At 68.7% G+C, this 22,526-nt stretch carries 21 protein-coding genes and 1 tRNA gene; 10 read left to right on the top strand and 12 right to left on the bottom strand.

Going from position 1 to position 22,526, the window contains the following annotated elements; translation table 11 throughout:
* Positions 1-30: 30 nt before the first annotated feature.
* The 7 genes from DEU38_RS23250 to DEU38_RS23220 form a co-directional block, all read right to left on the bottom strand.
* Positions 31-531, bottom strand: coding sequence for a hypothetical protein (locus DEU38_RS23250; protein ID WP_147283574.1), 501 nt, complete (start codon positions 529-531; stop codon positions 31-33).
* A gap of 543 nt (positions 532-1,074) precedes the next feature.
* Positions 1,075-3,006, bottom strand: a complete 1,932-nt coding sequence (locus DEU38_RS23245) for a hypothetical protein (protein ID WP_114723753.1) — start codon at positions 3,004-3,006, stop codon at positions 1,075-1,077.
* Between the two features lie 278 nt (positions 3,007-3,284).
* Positions 3,285-3,497, bottom strand: coding sequence for a toxin-antitoxin system (locus tag DEU38_RS23240; RefSeq protein WP_114723752.1), 213 nt, complete (start codon positions 3,495-3,497; stop codon positions 3,285-3,287).
* 305 nt (positions 3,498-3,802) lie between these two features.
* Positions 3,803-5,035 (bottom strand): site-specific integrase, encoded by a 1,233-nt coding sequence (locus tag DEU38_RS23235; RefSeq protein ID WP_114723751.1) that lies wholly within the window; start codon positions 5,033-5,035, stop codon positions 3,803-3,805.
* Between the two features lie 85 nt (positions 5,036-5,120).
* Positions 5,121-5,208, bottom strand: a tRNA-Ser gene (locus DEU38_RS23230).
* A 42-nt stretch (positions 5,209-5,250) separates the two neighbouring features.
* Positions 5,251-5,685 (bottom strand): MarR family winged helix-turn-helix transcriptional regulator, encoded by a 435-nt coding sequence (locus tag DEU38_RS23225; RefSeq protein WP_114723785.1) that lies wholly within the window; start codon positions 5,683-5,685, stop codon positions 5,251-5,253.
* A 79-nt stretch (positions 5,686-5,764) separates the two neighbouring features.
* Positions 5,765-6,946: an alpha-hydroxy-acid oxidizing protein gene (locus DEU38_RS23220; protein ID WP_114723750.1), complete on the bottom strand. Its 1,182-nt coding sequence runs from the start codon at positions 6,944-6,946 to the stop codon at positions 5,765-5,767.
* A gap of 37 nt (positions 6,947-6,983) precedes the next feature.
* On the opposite strand from DEU38_RS23220, the gene DEU38_RS23215 reads away from it, so the two are divergent.
* Positions 6,984-7,979 carry an NAD(P)H-quinone oxidoreductase gene (locus DEU38_RS23215; RefSeq protein ID WP_114723749.1) on the top strand — a complete coding sequence of 332 codons (996 nt, stop codon included), beginning with the start codon at positions 6,984-6,986 and terminating at the stop codon, positions 7,977-7,979.
* A 9-nt stretch (positions 7,980-7,988) separates the two neighbouring features.
* Here DEU38_RS23215 and DEU38_RS23210 read toward each other — a convergent pair whose 3' ends face one another.
* Entirely contained in the window at positions 7,989-9,191 is a 1,203-nt protein-coding gene (locus tag DEU38_RS23210) for a cysteine desulfurase-like protein (protein WP_114723784.1), read from the bottom strand.
* 136 nt (positions 9,192-9,327) lie between these two features.
* Here DEU38_RS23210 and DEU38_RS23205 point away from each other — a divergent pair, with 136 nt between their 5' ends.
* The 5 genes from DEU38_RS23205 to DEU38_RS23185 all read left to right on the top strand — a co-directional run bounded on the left by DEU38_RS23205 (position 9,328) and on the right by DEU38_RS23185 (position 13,557).
* Positions 9,328-9,900, top strand: coding sequence for a bacterial proteasome activator family protein (locus DEU38_RS23205; protein ID WP_114723748.1), 573 nt, complete (start codon positions 9,328-9,330; stop codon positions 9,898-9,900).
* A gap of 124 nt (positions 9,901-10,024) precedes the next feature.
* The gene (locus DEU38_RS23200) at positions 10,025-10,849 is read left to right on the top strand and encodes an ABC transporter permease (RefSeq protein WP_397484750.1); all 825 of its coding nucleotides are present in this window, start codon (positions 10,025-10,027) and stop codon (positions 10,847-10,849) included.
* An 11-nt stretch (positions 10,850-10,860) separates the two neighbouring features.
* Positions 10,861-11,679 (top strand): ABC transporter ATP-binding protein, encoded by an 819-nt coding sequence (locus DEU38_RS23195; RefSeq protein WP_114723746.1) that lies wholly within the window; start codon positions 10,861-10,863, stop codon positions 11,677-11,679.
* Positions 11,676-12,587 carry a glycosyltransferase gene (locus DEU38_RS23190; protein WP_114723745.1) on the top strand — a complete coding sequence of 304 codons (912 nt, stop codon included), beginning with the start codon at positions 11,676-11,678 and terminating at the stop codon, positions 12,585-12,587. The genes DEU38_RS23195 and DEU38_RS23190 overlap by 4 nt, the downstream gene beginning before the upstream one ends.
* A 109-nt stretch (positions 12,588-12,696) precedes the next feature.
* The gene (locus DEU38_RS23185; protein WP_114723744.1) at positions 12,697-13,557 is read left to right on the top strand and encodes a class I SAM-dependent methyltransferase; all 861 of its coding nucleotides are present in this window, start codon (positions 12,697-12,699) and stop codon (positions 13,555-13,557) included.
* 12 nt (positions 13,558-13,569) lie between these two features.
* Here DEU38_RS23185 and DEU38_RS23180 read toward each other — a convergent pair whose 3' ends face one another.
* Together DEU38_RS23180 and DEU38_RS23175 are read right to left on the bottom strand one after the other, a co-directional pair.
* Positions 13,570-15,420, bottom strand: coding sequence for a glycosyltransferase (locus DEU38_RS23180; protein ID WP_258558119.1), 1,851 nt, complete (start codon positions 15,418-15,420; stop codon positions 13,570-13,572).
* Between the two features lie 66 nt (positions 15,421-15,486).
* Positions 15,487-16,263 carry a glycosyltransferase gene (locus DEU38_RS23175; RefSeq protein ID WP_114723742.1) on the bottom strand — a complete coding sequence of 259 codons (777 nt, stop codon included), beginning with the start codon at positions 16,261-16,263 and terminating at the stop codon, positions 15,487-15,489.
* Between the two features lie 116 nt (positions 16,264-16,379).
* Between DEU38_RS23175 and DEU38_RS23170 the strand changes: the two genes are divergently transcribed.
* A complete protein-coding gene (locus DEU38_RS23170; RefSeq protein WP_114723741.1) occupies positions 16,380-18,590 on the top strand; it encodes a hypothetical protein in 2,211 nt (736 codons plus the stop codon).
* A gap of 6 nt (positions 18,591-18,596) precedes the next feature.
* Here DEU38_RS23170 and DEU38_RS23165 read toward each other — a convergent pair whose 3' ends face one another.
* The gene (locus DEU38_RS23165; protein WP_114723740.1) at positions 18,597-19,247 is read right to left on the bottom strand and encodes a CatB-related O-acetyltransferase; all 651 of its coding nucleotides are present in this window, start codon (positions 19,245-19,247) and stop codon (positions 18,597-18,599) included.
* A 240-nt stretch (positions 19,248-19,487) separates the two neighbouring features.
* On the opposite strand from DEU38_RS23165, the gene DEU38_RS23160 reads away from it, so the two are divergent.
* The 3 genes from DEU38_RS23160 to DEU38_RS23150 all read left to right on the top strand — a co-directional run bounded on the left by DEU38_RS23160 (position 19,488) and on the right by DEU38_RS23150 (position 21,439).
* Entirely contained in the window at positions 19,488-19,859 is a 372-nt protein-coding gene (locus DEU38_RS23160) for a hypothetical protein (protein ID WP_258558118.1), read from the top strand.
* A 48-nt stretch (positions 19,860-19,907) separates the two neighbouring features.
* Complete coding sequence (locus DEU38_RS23155; protein ID WP_114723738.1) at positions 19,908-20,528, top strand: DUF4304 domain-containing protein; 621 nt, start codon at positions 19,908-19,910, stop codon at positions 20,526-20,528.
* 65 nt (positions 20,529-20,593) lie between these two features.
* Entirely contained in the window at positions 20,594-21,439 is an 846-nt protein-coding gene (locus tag DEU38_RS23150) for a TrmH family RNA methyltransferase (protein WP_114723737.1), read from the top strand.
* A 118-nt stretch (positions 21,440-21,557) separates the two neighbouring features.
* Here DEU38_RS23150 and DEU38_RS23145 read toward each other — a convergent pair whose 3' ends face one another.
* On the bottom strand, positions 21,558-22,526 hold the full coding sequence (locus DEU38_RS23145) for a Gfo/Idh/MocA family protein (RefSeq protein ID WP_258558117.1): 969 nt from the start codon (positions 22,524-22,526) through the stop codon (positions 21,558-21,560).

Raw genomic sequence — 22,526 nt, 5'->3', positions numbered from 1 at the left:
TAGCCGCCGCATTCAGCAGGAATTGTCGATTCAGTAGACAACTGACGGGCGACGTGGCGCGAACCATGGAGACGGGTTCGCGTACTCGTCCCGCAAGGCGTCCAGAATGGCGTTACCCCGAACGCCCGAAAAGTACTGTCCGCCTTTGAGGTTGAAGCCGACCCGGTCCTGTACAGCGTTAACCGAGATCCCGTTCTCGAAGGGGATCGTGTAGTCATCGTCAACCCAGATAGTGCCACGATCGGTTGCGTTGCCGACCGCGTACTCCAGGCAAAGGAAGACTCGCGGAGTTGTTCCTATAATCGTCAACAGGATGTCGTCGTCACGGTAGGTCCGGTTGACATGCCAGACCGGCGCAGACGGCTCCTCGACATAGAAGTCGTCCACTGCCACCTCCCAGTCAGGGCCGGTGACGATGTAGAGCCTCTGGCCTCGTTCAAGTCGTGGGATTTCAGGTGGCGGCATCAACATTGCAGTTGACGCCATCATGCTCGCAACTGACGAACCCTTCGCGGACCCCGTCTTTGACATCTCAGCCCTCCATCCTCCCGCGCTACCCGGTAGCCCGGACAGCTCCGCCTGTTCAACTGCACGACCAGGTGGCAGTTCGTTCTATCAGAAAAAGCCGACAAGTCGGCCTCCACCAAGGATGAAATACGACGATGACCAAGGCGATTGCTACCAGTGACAGCACGATGATCAGGTAGTCCGTGACCGTCGGAGCAGTAGTCGGCTTCGTAGGCTGCGATGGCGTCCCCTTGAACTGCCGAGCAACCTTGTTCACCGCCGTCATCTGACCGAGGGACTGACATCTCACCCGAACACAGCACAGCCAGGGCGACGCCCAGGCCGGAAGCAAACACGAGAACCCACAGGGGATCGCGTGACTTCTGGTGCCCGAGCGCCCGTTTCGAAAGTCCGCCGTCACCCTGTCCCCGCAGAACACCCCAACAGCGATGGACCTCATGACCCGCACCTTGGCCGGACTGGTCACCGAGACCGCGATCCCCGCATTCGGGCCGTACTCGACCAGCGTGATCTCGCTCGATTCGGCGCTCCACTTGCTCGTGGTGCTCAGCTCGGTGCTGCGACGATCACTGCACCGAGCGCGTCACTGAGTAGGTCCAGCGCGTCGAGGAGCGGGTCCGCCGGCGGTGGACCCGCGGCCATCGTCGCGGCCCAAATCAGCTCGGAATCCTGTGCATCGAGTACGGGCGCAGCCGCGATCGCGGCTGCCAGAGTGGCGCCCCGCTGGTCCGCGGTGTCCTGATCAGCCGGCGGCGGCCCGAATCGACACTCGAGCCAGGCATGCCAGACCAGGCGCTCGGCGCGGTGCCTGACGATTCGCTCGGCCGCGACGATGGCGAGGCCGGCATCGGCGGCGACGTCGTCCAGGGTCCGGTCGCCGAGCGCGAGCGAGCCCTTGTCCAGGGTGATCAGCCCGGCCACCCGCAGGTCAGTGAGGGTGGCGTACCCAGCCGACTGCCCCAGCTTCGCGGCCGCCAGCGCGTCCGGCACGGTGGTCACCTGGCCGCTGCGGATCAGGTCGTAGAGCGTCCGCCCGCGCAGTCCGATCACGCTCCAGGCATGGTGAACGGGCTCGACACGGGCCCTCTCGAGCGCGACTCGGTCAGGCCCATCGGCGGCCGCGCCCGCAGGCGTGGTCAAGGCGTACCGGTCGGGGAGCTGGCCCGCACCGCGGGCGATACGCAGCACCGGGGAGCCGAGTGCATCCCGGAGCAGCCGCAGCGCGGCCCACACTGTGGACTCCGACATCAGCCCAGCAGAGTGCGACAGACTGCGGCCGCCGACAGCCACCACCGGCACGCCCTCCACAAGCTCCCCGGCCAGTGCGGAGGTGTAGGCGAGGGCCTGAACCACGGCCAGCAGGATGGGTCGCTGTCGGGATCCCAGGAACTCCTGATCGATCCACATGTGTGCGGCAGCGAGCCAGCGGCGTCGGATCGGATCGTTGCGGAAGTCGGTAGTTCTCGGAACCCTGGTTCCCCCCGCCCCCCCTGTGTGCTTGTTCTCGTGCGCGAGATCACGGAATTGGGAGGACGCTCTCGCTGCCCAGGTCAAAGCCTTGGCGACATCCCGGCGCAGAGCTTTCGCGATGGTTGTAGAGGATCCGTACCGGGCATAGGCACCTCGCAGGCCGGCATAGTCGGCGGTTCTAAGCGCGGCCTCGATGTCACGGGCGCTGGCGCCGCGCAGTACAGCGCTGCTGATCACCGATTGCCTGGCTTCGGAAGGCGACGGCCAGCGGGAGGTGTCGGTGATCTTGCCGGTCCGCGCGAACGTGGCCACCAGCGTCGGTATAGCGCTGACCAGGCGGTAGCGGGGATGCAGGCGGCGGTCGTCACCGACGCCGACAAGACGCTCCTCGCAGACCAGCGCAGCCTCCACGACCGCGACCGCAGTGCGGGGACGAGACCGGCGCGTATCGGCACCGCCGAGCAGAGCGACCAGGCGGGCGACAACACCGCGATCGGATCGCAGGGTGAAGGCCTCGACCGCGGCCGCGAGGGGGCCGTCGAGGCGCCGGTGACCGCCTTCGCGGCACAACGACCCGGGGACGCTGATACAGCCGTGCGAACTGCCGAGCATCGGGGACTTGTCGAGGGTCGGCAGGCGCTTCTCGAGCGCATCTAGCAGTTCGCGGAGGCCCTCGACTCGCAGTGGCGTGTCGGTGGGCAGCGGAACGAGCACGTGCCGGCCGCCGCTGGTGGACCGGTCGGTGACCGCGCGACCGCCGCACTCGTGCAGCCACGCCAGCACCCGCTCGACATCCGCATCGACCTGGGCGGCACCGTGCCGCTTCGCGTCGAAGTCGAGCGCCAGCAGTACGGTGCGGCCGTGCTTGCCGTAGAGCGGCACGGCGGCCGGCGCATCGGGCAATCGGCTGTTCAGGGGGCGCGGCGTGGCGAACTTGCCGTCGTCGCTGGGGGTGGACAGGCGCATGGAGTGGCGCGCGGCCATCAGCGGTGCGAGCGATCGCCACACGGTTTCCGGTGTCGACTCTCCGCCGTTATCGTCGAATCTTGAAGAGGCGTGAGGGCACGAGGTACCGTGAGACCTGTCGTCCAAGACAGTCCCTTCGGGGAATAGCAACGCAGAGAATCAAGTTGGCGCTTGGTTCTCAACCAGAATTCAGTCGATAACCCTCGTTCCTGTTCGGATCAGGAGCGGGGGTTTTCGCTTGTCGAGGTGAGCTCGCGCTGCTGGATGTATTGGGGTGGGTCACCCGTGAGACGCGGTGCCCGGCTATGGGGCCTGTTCCGTCAGGCCGCAGGCATTACCCCCTTCAACAGAGCCTCGTGGTCGAGCTCCCGCATCAGGTCGGCACGGCCGGCACAACCCGACAGCAGGTCGGCGACAAACTGGCTCACGGAACCGACTCCGGTGGCGAGCCGCCACTCCTCGAGGATCTGGTACACGTCGTCGGGGACGCGTGAGGCGACGAGTGTGCGGGGCCCTTTGCTCGCCATTGCCATTGCTGACTCCTTCCGTATCGACCGGTTCGAGATCAACCTGGCACACCTTAAATACCTTCGCCACCACCACTTCTCAGATCACAGCCCGCCGTCGAGTCGGGGACACTCGCGGCGGGTAGCAGCGAGAAATCGCCCGAATATCTCAAGTCGGCCCGTTGGCCCATGTCGGTCCCACCGCCGAATAACTTGCGCGAGAAACCGCAATGAGCCCTGACCCTGGCCATGCAGCCCAATCCAGGGTTGCTATGTGATATTGGTCACATGGCTTTGCGGCGCGGCAGATCACGCCATCGACAGATCCTCGACTACCCCAGCAACTCCGCCAGCGCATCCACTTCCGATGCGTCAGTGTGGGCGTAGGTCCGCAGCACGAGCGTCCCGCCGTCTGCGTGACCGAGCCACGCCGCAACCGCAGACGGTGTCGCTCCTGCGGCGATCAGCCGTGACGCCGCGGTATGCCGAGCGGCATGGAGCCTGCGGTGGGGAACCTGCGCGTACCGCAGCGCCTCCTTCCACCAGTCGTCCAGAGTCCGCGGCGCCACTGCTCGCCCGTCCCAGTGCGTGAGCACGTGGAGATCTCGGGCCCCGACCCATGCCTCACCAGCTCGCTTCCTGGCGATCTGCTGTCGTTCTTGCGCGCCCCGCAGGACGGTCAGCACCGAAGCTGGCAGTTTCAGTGATCGCCGCGCACGGGCGGTCTTACCGTTCTTCTGATCGATCGTGCGGCCTGTCACGCGCACTCGGGTCCGCACGGCCACCGTGATGCGGCCGGCATCCAAATCAATTGCGCTCCAACGCAGCCCCGCCAGCTCACCGCGCCGCAGCCCGATCAGCGCAAGGTGCACCATCGGCGCGTGAACCACGGACATGTGCTGAGGCGACCGTGGCCCGCCAACCAGGGGCAGATCCACCCTGGAGTGCATCTTTACCAACCGCGCAACCTCGTCCTCACCGAGTCGGTCGGACAAGTCCAGGGCGCCCTCGTAGGCGTCAGCGTCGTCTTTCTTGCGTAGCGGCTTGATGTACTGGATTGGATTGTCGCTCAGCACCCGACGCCGCTCCAGGTCTTTCCAGACAGCCTTGGTGCGCGCGAGCATCGGGTTGATCGAGGTTCGTTTCCACTTCCGCCCGCCTGGCCCGGTACCAGCGGCCAGGTCCTGCACGAGTTGCTCCACCTCGCTGTCGCCGATCGTCCGCACATCGCGACTATCGAACCGGTCGACCAGTGGCGCCAGCGCCGCCGTGTAGGCCGCGAGCGTGGTCGGGTTGATCCGCTGCGCCGCGAGCCAACGCTCGACCGCCTCAGCCACCGTGACGACCCCCGCCTCGTCGGCCGCAGCCTGAGTGGCTTCCTTCTTGAGCGTGTCCTGCAACTCGTCGAGGAACTCCCCCGCCGCCTTCGAGGTCTCGAATCTTCTGTGCAGCTGACGTCTCGCGCCGTCTGGGCCGGCCACCCGCACCCGGACCTGGTACCGGATGTCCCCGCTCGGCAGCTCGACTTTCTCAACGCCATTTCGCAACGCCTGCTCGGATACCAACGATGGCGTGTCATGGCTGTGTCACATCGGAACGTTGTTGGATCTTCCGACGTCAGGGGCGGTTTCTCAAAACCGCCCCTGACCTTGGCGGAAGCGGAGGGATTTGAACCCCCGGTCGCTCTCGCGACGCTCGCTTTCAAGGCGAGTGCATTCGGCCGCTCTGCCACGCTTCCGTGGCAGATCCTAACCGCATGCGCGACGGGGGGTGAAACCGATCAGCTGGCGGCGCGGTCGCCGATGGCCTCGTCGACCCGTTCGAAGACGTCGGCGAGCATCCGCATCTCCGACTTGCTGAGCAGATTGATCAGGTAGTGGCGGACCCCGGAGAGGTGGGTGGGAGCGGCCTCGCCGAGCCGTCGCCGGCCCTCGTCGGTGATGACGGCGAGCACGCCGCGACCGTCCTCGACGCACTGGCTGCGCTCCACCATGCCCTCGGCCTCCATGCGGCGGATCTGATGTGTCAGGCGACTGCGCGACGACAGCACGCCGTCCGCGAGGTCGCTCATCCGCAGCGATCCGTCCGGGGACTCCGACAGCATCACCAAGATCCGGTACTCGGCTAAAGACATGTCGTGCCCTGTCTCCAACTCTCGGTTGAGTACGTCCATCAGTCGTTGACTGCCGTCTATGAAACCGCGCCACGCGCGCATCTCGTCGGCACCGAGCCACGCCACCCCGGCACCCGTGGTTACTCGAGCATCTGCTGTCACGAATGCATAGTAGTGCTACCTATCGTCCGACAGCGCGAAGCACGCTCGAATCGACCTCGGCGACGCTGGACAAACCGGCCAACCCCATTGTGACGTCCAAATCCGCCAACAGTATTCGCAGCGCGTGCCGGACACCGTCGGCGCCCGCCAGGCCGAGACCGTAGGCCCACGGCCGCCCGTAGAGCACCGCGTCGGCACCGAGCGCCAGCGCGATCAACACATCTGCGCCGCAACGGATTCCTGAGTCGAGCAGGACGGTGGCCCGATCCCCCACCGCCGCGGCGACGGGGCCGAGCGCGTCCAGCGCGGCGATGGCACCGTCCACCTGCCGGCCGCCGTGGTTGCTCACGACCACCCCGTCGGCGCCCGCGTCCACCACGGCACGCGCATCATCCTCGTGGACAATGCCTTTCACCAAAACGGGGAGACCGGTCCACTCGTTTATCTTCGCGATGTCCGACGGGCGCAGCGCGTGGTTGCCGAACAGCGACACCCACGTGAGCACCGCGATCTGCATCGCCTCCGGGCTCTCCTCCGGCGGGGTCGCCAGCCGCGAGCGGAAGACCGGATCCGACAGGTAGTTCGCGATGCCCTGCGCCCGCAGGAACGGTAGGTGACCGAGTTCCAGATCCCTTGGCCGCCAGCCCATTCCCGGGGTGTCGACGGTTACGACGATCGCCTTGGCGCCGGCCTTGGCGGCCCGCTGCACCAACGACTGCGCCAGCTCGTCGTCGGCTGGCCAGTACAGCTGGTACCACCAGTTGTCGCCCGAGACGGCGCCCACGTCCTCGATGGTGGACGACGCCGCCGTCGACAGCACCGAGCCGATCCCGAGTTCGGCGGTCACCTCGCCGACGATCGCCTCACCCCGCTCACGAACCAGACCGAGCACCCCGATCGGGGCGGTAAGCACCGGTGCCGCGAGCCGGGTGCCGAGGATGTCGACGCTCAGGTCCCGCGCGTCGGGTGACCCGGTCCCGCGCAGCATCCGCGGCACCAGCGCGCGGCGGGTGAACGCGTCCAGGTTCGCCGCGGCGGTGCGCTCGGTGGACGCGCTGCCCGCGATGTACGCGTAGGCCTCGGTGCTCAGTTCCTCGAGGGCCCGCGCCTCGAGTCCGGCGGCGGTCATCGGCAACTCGGGGCGGGCGCCGCCGATGCCGGTCAGGTAGATCTCGTTCTGCATGTTGCCGAAGAAGGTCATCCGGTGACGCTAGCGCGGTCCGACTAGCGTCACGGGTATGTACGCGATCACGATTTCCGAGCCCGGCGGACCCGAAGTGATGACCTGGTCCGAGGTTCCCGATCCGACACCCGGCCCCGGCGAGGTCCTGATCGACGTCGCCGCCACCGCCGTCAACCGCGCCGACCTGCTGCAGCGGCGCGGCATGTATCCGCCGCCGCCCGGCGCGAGCGACATCCTGGGCCTGGAATGCTCCGGCGTGATCGCCGAGGTCGGCCCCGACGTCCACGGCTGGAAGGTGGGCGACCGGGTGGCGGCGCTGCTCGCCGGCGGCGGCTACGCCGAGAAGGTCGCCGTCCCCGCCACCCAGCTGCTGCCGGTGCCCGAGGGCCTGGACCTGCGGGCGGCGGCGTCGCTGCCGGAGGTCGCCTGCACGGTGTGGTCCAACCTGGTGATGGAGTGCGGCCTGCACGCCGGCCAGGTGCTGCTGGTGCACGGCGGCGGCGGGGGCATCGGCACCCACGCGATCCAGGTCGGCAAGGCGCTCGGCGCGCGGGTCGCCGTCACCGCCGGCTCCGCCGACAAGCTCGAGCGCTGCGCCGAACTGGGCGCCGACATCCTGATCAACTACCGCGACACCGACTTCGTGCAGGTGCTCCGCGAGGACACCGGCGGCCGCGGGGCAGACCTGATCCTCGACAACATGGGTGCGTCGTACCTGGGTCGCAACCTCGACGCGCTGGCCCCCGACGGTCAGCTGGTGATCATCGGCATGCAGGGCGGGCGCAAGGGCGAACTGGACATCGGCAAGCTGCTCGCCAAGCGGGCCCGGGTGCTGGCCACCGGACTGCGCGGACGCCCCGAGACGGGCCCGTCGAGCAAGGCCGCCGTGATCGCGGCGGTCCGGGACAAGCTGTGGCCGCTGGTCGGCGAGGGCATCGTCGCGCCGGTGGTGCACGCGGAACTGCCGATCACCGAGGCGCCCACCGCGCACGAGATGCTCGACTCCCCCGACACCGTCGGCAAGGTGGTGCTCAGCGTGCGCGAGGACTGACGGGCCTGGTCAGCCCAGCGTTCCGAGATGCTTGACGAGCTGGTTGATCTCGTAGCGGGTGGTGTAGGGCGCGAGACCCACGGTGATCGCGCCGCCCTCGTCGTTGACACCCAGCGCGTCGAGCAGGCGGTTGCCGCACTGCAGGCCACTGACGGTCGCGATCCGGTTGTCGGCGAGGTGCGCGGCCACCTTGTCGGCCGGCACCCCGGCGACGGTGAAGCTGAGCGTGGGCACCCGGATCGGGGACCGGCCGATGACCGTCACCTGAGGCAGCGAATCGAGCGACCGCATCAGGTATTCGAACAGCTGGTCGTGGTAGGCCTGCAGCGAGCTGATGGACGTCTCGAGGCGCTCCCGGCGGGTGCCGGTCGCGGTCTCCTCGAGCCCGGCCATGAAGTCGATCGACGTGGTCAGCCCGGCCAGCAGCGCGAACTGGTGGCCGCCGACCTCCATGCGTTCGGCACCGCGCGCGTACGGGTTGAGCGAGACCGCGGGGATGCGGTCGAGCAGCGTCGGGTCCCGGAACACCAGCGCACCCACCTGCGGGCCGCCCCACGACGGCGCGCTGACCGCGATGACGTCGGCCCCGAGGTCGTTGATATCGATGTGCGCGTACGGCGCGGCCCCGACGGCGTCGACGACGAGCAGTCCGCCCACCTCGTGGATGCAGTCCGCGGCCGCCCGGACGGCGGGCGCGGATCCGACGATCGGGGACGCCGCGGTGAGCGCCATCAGGCGCGTCGTCGGCTGCACCAGCTCCGTGAACTGCCAGCTCGGCAGCTCACACGTCTCGATCTCCACCTCGGCCCACCGGACCTGCGCGCCGTACCGGCTCGCGACGCGCAGCCAGGGCGCGACGTTCGCCTCCTCGTCGAGGCGCGACAGCACCAGCCCGGTACCGAGACCCAGCCGGGAACTGAGCGATTCCGCCAGCCAGGCCAGCAGCACCGCACGGTCGGCACCGAGCACGACACCCGCCGGGTCGCCGCCGACCAGGTCGGCGACGGCCTCTCGCGCTGCCGCGACGATGGCGGCACTGCGGCGCGACGACACGTGCCGTCCGCCTGACGACGACGCCGATGCGCGGAACGCGGTCGAGACGGTGCGGGAGACCGCGTCCGGGATCTGCATACCGGCCTGCGGGTCGAGGTGGACCCATCCATCGCCCAGTGACGGGATCAGTCCCCGTACCCGGGCAACGTCGTAAGCCATGACGGACACTCTAAGTCCCACTGTCAACACCGCGTGATTCAGATCCGACTTTTCGGAACGTGCTCTAGCACACGACACTTCCGACACTGCCGACCCACCCTCGGCAAACCGGCACCGAAACGTACAAGATGGAGCCATGACGCAACCGGAGAACGAACGCGTGCTGGTGATCGGACCCGACGGCCATCCGGTTCCGGTGTCCGCGGCCGCGACCCGCACCGACGGGGCCGCAGACGACTCGTCGGGCCAGAGCGACCAGGACGCGCTCGCCGACATGGTGGAGCAGCCGGCGAAGGTCATGCGCATCGGCACGATGATCAAACAGTTGCTCGAGGAGGTGCGCGCCGCACCGCTCGACGACGCCAGCCGCACCCGGCTCAAGGAGATCCACAAGTCGTCGGTGCGTGAGCTCGAGCAGGGTCTCGCCCCCGAGCTGCGCGAGGAGCTCGAGCGGCTCACGCTGCCGTTCAACGACGATTCCGTGCCCACCGACGCCGAGCTGCGGATCGCGCAGGCCCAGCTGGTCGGCTGGCTCGAGGGACTGTTCCACGGCATCCAGACCGCGCTGTTCGCACAGCAGATGGCCGCCCGCGCGCAGCTCGAGCAGATGCGTCAGGGCGCGCTTCCGCCCGGGATGAGCATGGGACCGCAGCACCGCATGCAGGGTCCGGACGACAATCCGCAGGCCGGCACCGGGCAGTACCTGTAGCGCACGCCGGAACAGATCGAGTGCGCCGAAACCGGCAACTCCACCGCGAACGGTAGGCTCGGAACCCGTGTCAGCAGCAGCCTTGGATCACGAGCCGGCGTCCGACGCCGACACCCCTGCCGTTATGTCCGATTCGCAGACGTTCCGTCGCGCGTTCCAGGACCTGCGGGAGGGGTTTGCGCAGCGTGAGCTGTGGCTCAATCTGGGTTGGCAGGACATCAAGCAGCGGTACCGCCGGTCGGTGATCGGTCCGTTCTGGATCACGATCGCCACCGGCGTGCAGGCCACCGCGATGGGCATCCTGTACTCGGCGCTGCTGGGGATGCCGATCCAGACGTTCCTGCCGTACGTGACCGTCGGCCTGATCGTGTGGAACATGATCAGCGCGTCGATCCTCGAGGGCTCCGAGGTGTTCATCGCCAACGAGGGCCTGATCAAGCAGCTGCCGTCGCCGCTGAGCGTGCACATCTACCGCCTGGTCTGGCGGCAACTGTTGTTCTTCGCCCACAACCTGCTGATCTACGTGATCATGGTGTTCGCGTTCGGGGTGTGGCGGCACATGAGCTGGACGTCCCTGGCGGCGATCCCCGCGCTGGGGCTGATCGTCCTCAACGCGCTGTGGGTGTCGATCGTGTTCGGCATCTTCGCGACCCGCTACCGGGACATCGCCCAGATCCTGGGCAGCCTGACGCTGCTGCTGTTCGTGCTCACCCCGATCTTCTGGTCCACCGACGCGCTCAAGGCGCAGGGCGGGCAGGTCGAAGAGCGCGCGAGGATCGCCGAGATCAACCCACTGTTCCACTTCCTGGACATCATCCGCGCGCCCATGATCGGCGCGGACCAGCAGGCCTACCACTGGTACATCGTGCTGGCGTTCACCGTCGTCGGCTGGGCGGTCGCACTGTTCGCGCTACGCAAGTACCGGGCCCGCGTGGCCTACTGGGTCTAGGGGGACACCACATGACGAGCAACGTGAGCATCGAGACGCACGGAGCGTGCGTCGACTTCCCGATCTTCGACGCCAAGTCACGGTCGTTGAAGAAGGCGTTCCTCGGCAAGGCCGGCGGGACGATCGGCCGCAACGACTCCGACGTCGTCGTGGTCGAGGCGCTGCGCGACATCACGATGTCGTTGAAGGAGGGCGACCGCGTCGGGCTGGTCGGGCACAACGGCGCCGGCAAGTCGACGCTGCTGCGCCTGCTGTCGGGCATCTACGAGCCGACCCGCGGCAGCGCCCGCGTCCGCGGCCGAGTCGCGCCCGTCTTCGACCTGGGTGTCGGCATGGACCCGGAGATCTCCGGCTACGAGAACATCATCATCCGCGGCCTGTTCCTGGGGCAGACGCGTAAGCAGATGCTCGCGAAGATGGACGAGATCGCCGACTTCACCGAGCTGGGCGAGTACCTGAACATGCCGCTGCGCACCTACTCGACCGGCATGCGGGTGCGTGTCGCGATGGGCGTGGTCACCAGCATCGACCCCGAGATCCTGCTGCTCGACGAGGGCATCGGCGCGGTCGACGCCGAGTTCATGAAGAAGGCGCGGATCCGGCTGCAGAAGCTGGTCGAGCGCTCCGGCATCCTCGTGTTCGCGAGCCACTCCAACGAGTTCCTGGCGCAACTGTGCGACAGCGCGATGTGGATCGACCACGGCGAGATCCGCATGCACGGCGAGATCGAGGACGTGGTCCGCGCGTACGAGGGCGACGACGCCGCCGACCACGTGCGTCAGACCATCGCCGACATGGAGCGCGAGCGGGGCCAGGAGCGCGCTTCGTGACCGAACGCATCAGTGACACGGCGACCGAGAAGATCGTGGGCGTCGTCGTCACCCACAAGCGTCGGGAACTGCTCGCCCAGTCGCTGAAGGTGCTCGCCGGGCAGAGCCGTCCGCTCGACCACCTCGTGGTGGTCGACAACGCCGACGAGCCCGACGTCCGCGAGCTGGTCGAGGGCGCCGACGTCCCCACCACCTATCTGGGTTCCAAGCACAACCTCGGCGGTGCCGGCGGCTTCGCGCTCGGCATCCTCTACGCGCTGTCGCTCGGCGCCGACTGGGTGTGGCTCGCCGACGACGACGGCCGCCCCGAGGGCCCCGACGTGCTCGCGACCCTGCTCGGCTGCGCGAAGAGGCACGGCCTGGCCGAGGTCTCCCCCGTCGTGTGCGACATCGACGACCCGGACCGGCTCGCGTTCCCGCTCCGACGGGGCACCGAATGGAAGCGGCTGCGCTCCGAACTCGGCGAGGACGACCTGCTGCCCGGCATCGCGTCGCTGTTCAACGGCGCCCTGTTCTCGGCGTCCGCGATCGACGCCGTCGGCGTCCCGGATCTGCGCCTGTTCGTGCGCGGCGACGAGGTGGAGGTGCATCGCCGCCTGGTCCGTTCCGGGCTGCCGTTCGGCACGTGCCTGCAGACCGCGTACGTGCACCCCAACGGCGCCGACGAGTTCAAGCCGATCCTCGGCGGCCGGATGCACACGCAGTACCCGGACAACGAGACCAAGCGCTTCTTCACGTACCGCAACCGCGGCTATCTGATGTCTCAGCCGGGCATGCGCAAGCTGCTGCCACAGGAGTACGCGCGCTTCGGCTGGTACTTCCTCGTCTCCCGCCGGGACCCCAAGGGGTTCGTCGAATGGATGCGGTTGCGCGGGCTCGGACGTCGGGAGCGGTTCCAGCGGCCCTGACCCTCACCCCCGCGCTTCACCCCGGCGGGGCCGGGCGCCACCCTGCGCGGCGGGGGCAACCCTGGCAGCATGGGGACGAACTCGACGTTCACGTGGGAGGGGTCCGCGCATGCTCGATCGGTTCAAGAAGTCGTCCCGGCTCAAACTGCAACGGGCCGTCGCGGAGGTGCTCCGCGATTCGGACCGTCAGGCCCGGATCGAGAGCGAGAACCGGCACGATCAGCTGCTGGCGGAGCTCGCCGCGAACAACGGCGAGATGAAACGGGTGTTGCACGAACTCGCGGAGGCGCGCGGGCAGGTGGCGTCGGTGACCGAGCGCCTCGAGGAGCTCGAACAGCGCGCCCGCCGGGACATCTCGCACGCGCTCGACATCCAGGCCACCGCCGAGAGCGCCCAGTTCGTGCTCGACCACATGCCGAAGGCACCCGTGTTCTGGCACCCCCACGACACGCTGCGGTACGGGCTCGAGGTGGTCAAGGTCGACGGGCTGGCGCTCGAGTTCGGCGTCGCGAGCGGCACGACCCTGAAGATCATCAGCGAGGCGCTGCGCCCCACCGGGCACGAGGTGTGGGGCTTCGACGTGTGGACGGGACTGCCCGAGGCGTGGCGCACGGGATTCCCGGCCGGCGAGTTCGCACAGCAGGACGTGCCGTCGGTGCCCGGCGCGCAGCTCGTGTCCGGGCTGTTCGAGGACACGCTGCCCGGCTTCCTCGCCGAGCATCCCGGCCCGGTCGCCTTCGCGCACCTCGACGCCGACCTGTACTCGTCCACTCGCACGGTGCTCGAACTGCTCGCCGACCGGCTGGTGCCGGGCACGGTGCTGATGTTCGACGAGTACTTCAACTACCCCGGCTGGCAGGACCACGAGCACCGCGCGTGGACCGAGTTCGCCACCCGCACGGGACTCGAGTTCGACTACCTCGCGTACACCGCCAACCACGAACAGGTCGTGGTGCGGCTCCGCGAATGATCCGGCCGCGGATCACTTTCCGTACAGGCGCGCCCAGTTCTCCCGGCTCGTCAGCTGCGGGAACTCGCGCCGGTACGCCTCCGCGACAGTGGGCGCGTCGGCGCGGAAGCGCTTCATCACCCCGAACAGGCGTCCGGTCATCTCGGCCGCCAGTTCGCGATCGAACCGGCGTTCCCGGACCCCGGACTGCGACGCGTCGGTCACGAACACGTGCGCAAATCGACTCACGTGCCACCACTGCGCGTCCTCGAACGAGACCGTCACCGGCCCCGGCTCGAGCCGGCCACGCGCCTGCCACAGCGCCCGCTTGGCGAGGACCAGGTCCTCGCGGTGCGACTGCGGCGGCGGATCCGCCCGCCGCACCGGCACGATCGGCAGCTCCGACGCGGGACGGGTCACAGTCTCCGAGAAGCGCTTTCGCTCGGCGTTGACGGACGCGAGCGCCGCCTGTCCGCCGTCGACCAACGCACCGGGTCCCTCGAGGAATCCCTCGAGCGCACGCAGCTGGGTGTGCGCGAGACCGTACTGCATGCTCACGATCGACCGGGAGATGTCGCGCGCCAGGTTCTTCGCCAGCGCGGACGGCGCGAAACCGGGATCGAGTGCCGCGGTGATCAGGCCGTTGCGGGTGCTGAAGTAGTGCGCGAAGCCGTCGACGTCCTTCCAGTAGAAGTCCGCGTGCCACACCGCTGCGCCGGGCAGCGTGATCGTCGGGATCCCGGCCCGGCCCGCGCGCAGGCTGAACTCGACGTCGTCCCACTGGAAGAACACGGGCAGCGGCAGCCCGATCCGGCGCAGCGCCTCGGCCGGGATCAGGCACGACCACCAGCCGTTGTACTGGGCGTCGACGCGCCGCTCCGGCAGCTCCTCGAGCACGTTGTAGTTGTGCTCGCTGTACTGGTCCGTCGGCAACCCGCGCCGCAGCGTCGCCAGGTCCACCCGCTCGGCCGTGGCCAGCAGGTAGTTGGGGTTGTACAGGAACAGCATCTCGGCGCCGATCAGCGCCGGGCTGATCGTGCAGTTCGCGAACGCGCTCAGCCGCAGCACCGTCTCCGGCTCGCACAGGATGTCGTCGTCCATCAGGATCACGTCGGTGTCGTCGCTGGACGCCGACGCCTCGAACAGCCCGCGGGTGAAGCCGCCCGCGCCACCGAGATTCGGCTGGCGGATGTACTGCAGGCGATCCCCGAACGCCGGCGCGACCTGCTGGAACAGCTCGCGGTCCTGCACCGGGTCGGTGCCCTGGTCCACGACGTACACGGTCTCGAGGCGCTCGACGACGGTCGTGTCCGACGCCAGCGCCGCCACCGTCTTCGCGCAGTCGTCGGCGCGGTTGAACGTGCAGATCGCGACCGCGACGGGGCGCGGCGGGAGGGCCGCCTCGACGCTCCACTCGATCTGGTCGAACGTCACCTCCGCGTCCAACGCCTCGAACTCGAGCCACAGCGAGCCGCCGTCGACGAACTGGTCGAGGGCGCTGCTGAGGGCGACGGTGCCCTGACCGTCCGCGGTGGTGGCCCCGACGATGCGGCGATGGCCGCCGATGTCCGACGCGACGAGGAGCACCCGGCACGACGTGGTGGACAGGACCCGCACGCTGGCGGTGACCTCACGGACAGCGGTCCACCGCTGCCAGTAGCTGGCCGGGAACCGTCCGAAGAAGGTGTTGGTGTTGGCGCGGGCGCCGGCGTGCAGGCTCAGCGAGAAGCGATCACGGGTGGATTCGCCCTTCTCGACCACGGCATACAGTTCCTCGTTCGCGACCGGCGAGGTGCCGGCGAACAGGGTGCGCTGCGCCAGGAGGCGAGGGGTCAGCCCGCTGTCGGAGGCGGTACGGGTCTCGGACGAGTCAGCTGAATCCACACCCGGCAGGGTATCGCGACACGGCCCGCCGACGCGCGCCGCACCCGACCTGACCGGCCGGTACGGTCAGGCGGCCGCGAAGGCCGCCGAGCGCAGCGACTCCTTGCGCCGACGCAGCGTCAGCAGGCCCTTGGCCATCTGCACGACGTCGCCCACCGAGATGCGGCTGGCGTGCGCACGGTGCTCGTCGCTGAGCCGGATCGGCACCTCCACCGGCCTGATCCCGGCGGATTCGACGGCGTAGTCGAGTTCGGTGGTGAACAGGAAGCCCGTCTCGGTCAGGTGCGGGGCCAGCGCCCGCAGCAGGTCGCCGTCCACCACGAACGTGCCCTGGGGGTCGCCGGTACGGGTCCCGAGGATGGTGCGGCGCAACAGCGCGAACCCGCGGGTCATCACGGCACGGGCCAGGCCGCGGTCGACCACCGACTCGGGGTGCGCCTTGGAGCCGATCACCACCGCCGGTGCCCGGCCGCTCTCGCGGGCGAGCCGGTCGGCGCCGTCGACGTCGTCGAAACCGAACGGCAGGTCGTCCGCCGTCAGCAGCACGCGCGCACCGCGCGACGCGAGCGCGCCGGTGCGCAGCGCGTTGCCCATGCCCTTGTCGCTCTGCATCGGCACGAACGCGACACCGTCGGCGTCCCATCCGGCGGCCAGGTCGGCGCAGATCGCGGCCGTGGCGTCGGTGGAACCGTTCTCGACGACGATGATCTCGACGGCTTGGCCGTCGAAGCGCTCGGCGAACCGTCGCACCGTGGTCGCCAGGACGTCGGCCGAGTTGTGCGCCGGAATCACGACGGACAGGTCGTAGCCACCGTCGACGCCGCCTCCGGAGCTCGTCTGCACCCGATGTCCTCCGACCTACTCGTTTTCCCCGACTTCATTGTGAACCGGGCGGAATATTACGCTCCGACGACAGGGATGCTGCCGCCGCGCAATCCGTCCGACGACGAAAGCCCGCCGTGAATTCTGATCTGCCGCTGCTCAAACGTGTGACGCCACCCGCCCTGCTCGCCGCGCTCGTGGCCCTCGTCGCGGCCGTCCCGCTGCTGTCGAACCGGTGGTTCTACTACTGGGACGACAGCGCCGCGGCGTTCGCGCCCGGCTGGCACACCATCGGCGAACGGCTCCTGAACGGCTCGTGGCCCACCCTGTTCCCCGAGATGTGGGCGGGCGGCAACATCACCGCCGAGGCGCTGTACGGCACCTACAACCCGGTCCTGCTCGCCGAGGCCGCACTGGTCGCGCTCGTGCCCAACCTCGCGGTCGGCATGACGCTCGTGAAGATGCAGTTCCTGGCGCTGCTCGCCGTCGGTGTCTACGTTCTCGCCCGGCAGTACGGCGCCTCCCGGTCAATGGCGTTCGTCGCCGGCTTCGCGATGCCGTTCGCCGGATACACCCTGTACTTCGACGCGTCCACGTGGGCGTCGGGCCTGATCGCCTTCGCCTGGATCCCGCACGTGTGGTGGTCGACGCGCGCCAGCGCGGCCGGCCGGGTCAATCCGCTGGTGCCGATCCTGTTCGGTTTCCTGGCGATGACGACCGGCAATCCGTACGGCGCCGTCGCGGTGGCCGTCGTCTATCTGGCGGTGCTCGCCGAGACCGTCGCGCGGAACCGGGCCGGGGACACCGAACGCCCGTTCCCGGGGATCCGGTCGCTGATCGTGAGCGGCGTCGCGATCGTGATGATGTCGCTCATCGTCTACCTGCCGCTCGCGTTCACCACCGGCGTCTCGGTCCGCACCCAGACCGGCATCCGCAACGACGACGCCCTGCGCCCCGGCCTCGGCGACCTGATCAACCTGTCGGCGCTGTCGAACCGGCCGTACGGGCCGATCTTCGAATCGACCGCCGCCACCGTCCCACTCGTCTACCTCGCCTGGTTCCTGGTTCCGCTTGCGCCGTGGATCCGGTGGGGGTCGTTGCGGCGCCTCGGCCGCAGCAGCATCTCGCTGGCCGTGTTCGGCGGCATCTACCTGATCCTGCTGCTCGGCCCGTCGAATCTGTGGCTGTTCCGCTGGCCCGCCCGCCTCATCGAGTACGGGCAGTTGCCGGTGATCGTCATCGCCGCCGTCGCGCTGTCCGCAGGGCTCGCGCGGGACCGGTGGAAGCTGCGCCTCGGCATCACCGCCGGGCTGATCGTCGCGCAGTTCTACCTGTCGTGGGCCGAGATCCCCGAGGACATCGGCACCCACCTCGCGGCACTCGCGATCACCGTCGCGATCACCGCGCTCGCGCTCGTGGTGTCGTTCCGCAAGCCCCGCCTGCTCGCGGGGGCGCTCGTGGCCGGCACCGTCGTGGCGCTGGCCGCGCAGACCAACCTGTGGTTCACGGGCAACTACAACGTCACGCCCTGGAAGTTCCCGCGCCAGGAGGCGTTCCTCGACGAGCACTTCGAGAAGCGCTATCCCGGCACGACGTTCGTGATCGCGGACCGCGAGAACATCAACCCCGACGACCCCACCGGCCAGTGGGGTGACGTGCTGTTCGGCAGCCTGTACCAGCCCGCCGGGGTGGAGGCCGTGAACAACTACGCGGGTATCAGCTTCAACTCGTTCGTCGACGACCTGTGCATCAACTACTACGGCGGTGTTCCCTGCGGTGACGGCGTCGGCCGCCTGCTCGCCGAGTCGCCGGGCACCGGGGTCTCGTGGCTCGACGCTATGCGCATCGACACCGTCGTCGTGCAGAACAGCGGCCCGTACGGCGGCCCGCACGCGCTCGACGCGCTGCCCACCGACGAATGGGACGTCCGCGTCGAGCACGGCGTCACCGTCGGCACCCGCACCGCGCCGCACCAGTGGCCCGACGGGCGACTGTCCGCGACCACTCCGGGACTCGAGGTCACCGGCGACTCCGCCTCCACCGACACGCACGAGACCCTGACGTACACCGGTTCGGGCACTGCGACGTTCGCGCTCCTCGCATGGCCCGGGTGGACGGCCACCGTCGACGGCGAGCCGGTCGACATCACCGAAAGCCCCGGCGGGCTGCTGCAGGTGGAGTTGCCCGACAGCGGCGGCGCGGAATCGACGCTGACCCTCCGATTCACCCCTCCCGGAAGCAACCTCGGCTGGGGCCTCGCCGGCGCCGGACTGCTCGTCGCCCTCGGCCAGGGCGCATGGTTCGCGGTGCGGCGGAGGAAGGTGGGCCAGCCGATGTCCCGACGCTGAAAGGCGTCACACCTGCGGGATGTGCGGGGCAGCGGCTTCCAGATCGGCGATGCTCCCCGACATGATCGTTCGCACATGGTCAGTGATGTGCTCGGTCGGCCAGTTCCACCAGGCCACGGCTAGGAGTCGGGCGATGTCCTCGTCGTTGTAGCGGGTGCGGATGAGACGGGCCGGATTGCCGCCGACAATGCCGTAGTCGGGTACGTCGCGGGTGACCACGGCACCGGAGCCGATGATCGAGCCGTGTCCGATCCGTATGCCGGGCATCACCGTCGCGCTGTGGCCGAACCAGACGTCGTTTCCGACAATGGTGTCCCCTCGGTTCGGCAGATCCGTGAGCAGGTCGAAGTGGTCGGACCACGAGCCGCCCATGGTGGGGAACGGAAAGGTCGAGGGGCCGTCCATGCGGTGGTTTGCGCCATTCATGATGAACCGCACTCCGGTGCCCAGCGCGCAGAACTTCCCGATGATCAGCTTTTCCGGCCCGTAGTGGTAGAGCACGTTGCGCGTCTCGAACGCGGTCGGATCGTCCGGATCGTCGTAGTAGGAGAACTCCCCGACCTCGATCAGCGGCGACTTCAGCATCGGCCTGAGTAGCACCACTCGCGGCTGCTCAGGCATCGGATGGAGGATCGTCGGGTCGGCAGACACAGGCATGGGGAGCGATTCCTCATCGGTTGCGTATCGGTGGCCGGTTCATGATCGCGGTACCGAGCCGCCCACGCCACCGATTTACCACCTGCGGAACCCGCACCTATTGCCCGTCGGTGTTGTCCGGGACTCGAAGCGGCCGCCGCCCTCCGGGAAGGTCTGGAAGCTGGAACGGGTCGCGCCCCGCGTCGGGTGAGCCAGAATGAGTCCGTGTTTCGCTTCGGTCAGTCCAGACGGTCCGGTGGTGTGCCTTACGACCCGCGGGAGCTGTTGCGCGCCTATGAGCGTCGCGCGACCCGGGAGATACGACCGGACTCCGGTGAGCTGCTGGTCGTGATCCCGTTGCGCGACGGGAGCGCCCTGGAGATCACGGTCCCGGACCCCTCGGCCGACTGGATCGAGTCGCGGATCCGCGGGCTCTGTGCCTCGCTGGGCGCCATCGACCGTCGCGCCCGACGCCTGCTGCGCGACGAGTTCTCCATCGGCTGGATCGAACTCGACTCGCCGCACCACGGCACCATCGACTACTGGGCCAACGCCGTCAACAGTGAATACCCCATCGACATCTCGTGGACCGGGGACGGCTGGGAGCAATCGCCGGCCGAACCACTGACCTGACGAATTCATCTGTGGCGGGGAGCCGCCCGGGTCTGCGAGCATGTCCGCATGGAGCATCCATCGGCTGAGCAAGTATTCGCCACCCTCCTCGGCGAGAGCGCTGTCCCGCTCCTGAAGGAGCACGGATTCCGGAAGCGGAGGCTGACCTTCACCCGGGAGCGGGACGGGTTGGTCGACGTCGTCAATCTGCAACGCTCGGCGGGCAACAGCTTCGAGTCGATCCGCTTCTACACCAACTGCGGCGTCTACTCCCCGGAGTTCGACCGGGTCATCGGACGGCCGGTACAGGACCGTCCCGCCGAGGTGGACTGCCAGTACCGGCGCCGGATCGAGAACATCGCGACCGGGATGGGACCGCACGTGACCGTGCAGGCCGACACCGATGTTCCCGCCGTCGCCGGCCAGCTGCGCGCTGCACTCACCGAGGCGCTGGCGGCGATGGGTCAGCTTCGCGGCCCCGACGACATCGTCCGATCCGTGGGGTCGGACATCGACTTCGACGTCCTGCGTTACCGACTCGCCACGGGTGACGAGTCCGGTGCGCGCGAGCAGTATCTGCGTGCGCGCTCGCGGTTCGGTGCCGAGCCCCGGTGGCCGCGACTCGAGGAACAGTTCCGGAAAGCGGCGGACTCCTACGCCGTCGCCGTCACCGACGTCGAACGCCGGTGAGAGACGGTAGGCCGGCCGGGGATACCCCGCTGCGGATTCGGGTCGAAGGTCTCTAGAGTGTCGGCATGTCGCCGGCAGCCAACAAGGTCACCACGCGCAACGCGCGTTTCCAGCAATGGCAGGCGCTGCTGACGAACCGCAACAAGCGGCAGCGCCTGCGCGCGTTCGTCGTACAGGGCGTGCGGCCCATCACGATCGCACTCGACCGAGGATGGGCCGTCGAGGCCGTCCTCTTCGACGCCGACCGCCGGCTGTCCGAGTGGGCGCGGGACATCCTGGACAGGGCCGAGGGCGAGCGATTCGCCCTCACGCGCGAGCTGATCGTCGAACTCGGCGAGAAGGGGGCCGACGCCCCCGAGCTCATCGTCGTAATGTCCCTTCCCAGTGACGATCTGGGACGCATCCCGGTCGCGCACGACTTCCTCGGCGTTGCCTTCGACCGGCCCACCAGCCCCGGCAACCTCGGCTCCGTCATCCGTTCCGCCGACTCGTTCGGGGCGGCGGGCGTCATCGTGACAGGACACGCGGCCGACCCGTACGATAGTGCCGCCGTGCGGGCGAGCACCGGATCGCTGTTCGCCGTGCCGACCGTACGAGTGTCGTCCCCACACGACGTCTTCTCGTGGGTCGCGGCGCATCGCGCCGCGGGTGTCCCCATCCAGATCGTCGGAACGGACGAGAACGGCGACGCCGATGTCTTCGATGTCGACCTGACGTTGCCGACGCTGCTCGTCGTCGGCAACGAGACGACCGGCCTGAGCGCGGCGTGGCGCGACGGCGTCGACCGGGTCGTGCGTATCCCCATGACGGGCTCGGCCAGCTCGCTCAACGCCGCCAACGCGGCATCCGTCGTGCTCTACGAGACCACGAGACAGCGCCTCCGGCGGCCGCTGGGCGTGGCTTCCGGGTAGGTCCAGTAGTACTGGGCGCGCTTCGCCGCCCGGCGATGCACTGGTCGCAGGCGGGCGGGAGTCGTCATGGCCGACTTCCCGACCGCCGCGTTGGTGCAAGCGGTGATCGCCCGCAACTTCAGCTGATCGCCGAGACCGCAGACACTGTCGCCTCGTGGACCGCGCGGTGCGCGGGCAGGATCGAGGCCCGTTCGGCGGCAACGTCGCCGGTGCCGTTCAGCAGTCCGACGAAGTGTCCGAGCTGCGCGGAGAGCGGCTCCTCGCTGTACCGGATCGTGGGGATCTCGATGATCGTCTGCTGGTGGTAACTGCTGCCGTCGGCGGTGATGTCGTCGTCGACGTGCCGGTAGACGGTGATGTCGCGGCGCAGCAGATCGATCTCGATGAGACGGTCCGCCTCGAGCAGCGACAGCTGACGGATCTTGCGCTGACTGAGCCGGCTCGCGGAAATGGTTGCCACCGCGCCGGATTCGAAGCGCATGATGGCGTCTGCGCTGTCCTCGGCGCGGTTCTCGATCGAGGTCGGATGGAAGTAGCCGAACTCGGCGCGGGCCTGGACAGGCTCCGAGCCGACGAACCCGATCGCGAGGTCCAGGTCGTGGATGAGCAGGTCGGTCGCGACACCGGTCGGGATGCGGGACACGAACGGCGAGTGCCGCGTGCCGGTCACCTGCCACACCTCGCCCGCGAACTCGCGGGCGGTGCGCACGGCCGGGTTGAAGCGCTCGAGCAGACCGCACATCAGCGGGACGTCGGCGCGCGCCGAACGCTCCACCAGGTCGACGTTCTGCTCGTAGGTGGCGGCGAGCGGCTTCTCCACCAGCAGCGGCTTGCCGAGGTCGAGGACGCGTCCGGCGAGTTCGTAGTGCGCGGGGGTGGCCGCCGCGACGACGACGGCGTCGACGCCGGACAGGTCGGTGAAGTCGGGCGCCCACTGCGCACCGCAGCGCTCGGCCACCGCCTGGCCCTGCTCGGCGTTGGGCTCGATCACGAGCGCGAGGTCGGTCAGCGGCGACTGCGACGCGACGCGGGCGTGCAGCGAGCCCATCTTGCCGGCACCTATCAGGGCGATCTTCGGGTTGCTCAT

The sequence above is a fragment of the Rhodococcus sp. AG1013 genome (assembly GCF_003350365.1).
Taxonomy (GTDB): domain Bacteria; phylum Actinomycetota; class Actinomycetes; order Mycobacteriales; family Mycobacteriaceae; genus Prescottella.
This window is presented reverse-complemented; position numbering and strand designations above follow the sequence as displayed.

Coding starts and splice junctions, on each gene's coding strand:
- DEU38_RS23250 (WP_147283574.1), bottom strand. CDS start 531: ATGTCAAAGACGGGGTCCGCGAAGGGTTCGTCAGTTGCGAGCATGATG.
- DEU38_RS23240 (WP_114723752.1), bottom strand. CDS start 3,497: ATGGCAATGGCGAGCAAAGGGCCCCGCACACTCGTCGCCTCACGCGTC.
- DEU38_RS23225 (WP_114723785.1), bottom strand. CDS start 5,685: ATGCGCGCGTGGCGCGGTTTCATAGACGGCAGTCAACGACTGATGGAC.
- DEU38_RS23220 (WP_114723750.1), bottom strand. CDS start 6,946: ATGACCTTCTTCGGCAACATGCAGAACGAGATCTACCTGACCGGCATC.
- DEU38_RS23215 (WP_114723749.1), top strand. CDS start 6,984: ATGTACGCGATCACGATTTCCGAGCCCGGCGGACCCGAAGTGATGACC.
- DEU38_RS23210 (WP_114723784.1), bottom strand. CDS start 9,191: ATGGCTTACGACGTTGCCCGGGTACGGGGACTGATCCCGTCACTGGGC.
- DEU38_RS23205 (WP_114723748.1), top strand. CDS start 9,328: ATGACGCAACCGGAGAACGAACGCGTGCTGGTGATCGGACCCGACGGC.
- DEU38_RS23200 (WP_397484750.1), top strand. CDS start 10,025: ATGTCCGATTCGCAGACGTTCCGTCGCGCGTTCCAGGACCTGCGGGAG.
- DEU38_RS23195 (WP_114723746.1), top strand. CDS start 10,861: ATGACGAGCAACGTGAGCATCGAGACGCACGGAGCGTGCGTCGACTTC.
- DEU38_RS23185 (WP_114723744.1), top strand. CDS start 12,697: ATGCTCGATCGGTTCAAGAAGTCGTCCCGGCTCAAACTGCAACGGGCC.
- DEU38_RS23165 (WP_114723740.1), bottom strand. CDS start 19,247: ATGCCTGTGTCTGCCGACCCGACGATCCTCCATCCGATGCCTGAGCAG.
- DEU38_RS23155 (WP_114723738.1), top strand. CDS start 19,908: ATGGAGCATCCATCGGCTGAGCAAGTATTCGCCACCCTCCTCGGCGAG.
- DEU38_RS23150 (WP_114723737.1), top strand. CDS start 20,594: ATGTCGCCGGCAGCCAACAAGGTCACCACGCGCAACGCGCGTTTCCAG.
- DEU38_RS23145 (WP_258558117.1), bottom strand. CDS start 22,526: ATGAGCAACCCGAAGATCGCCCTGATAGGTGCCGGCAAGATGGGCTCG.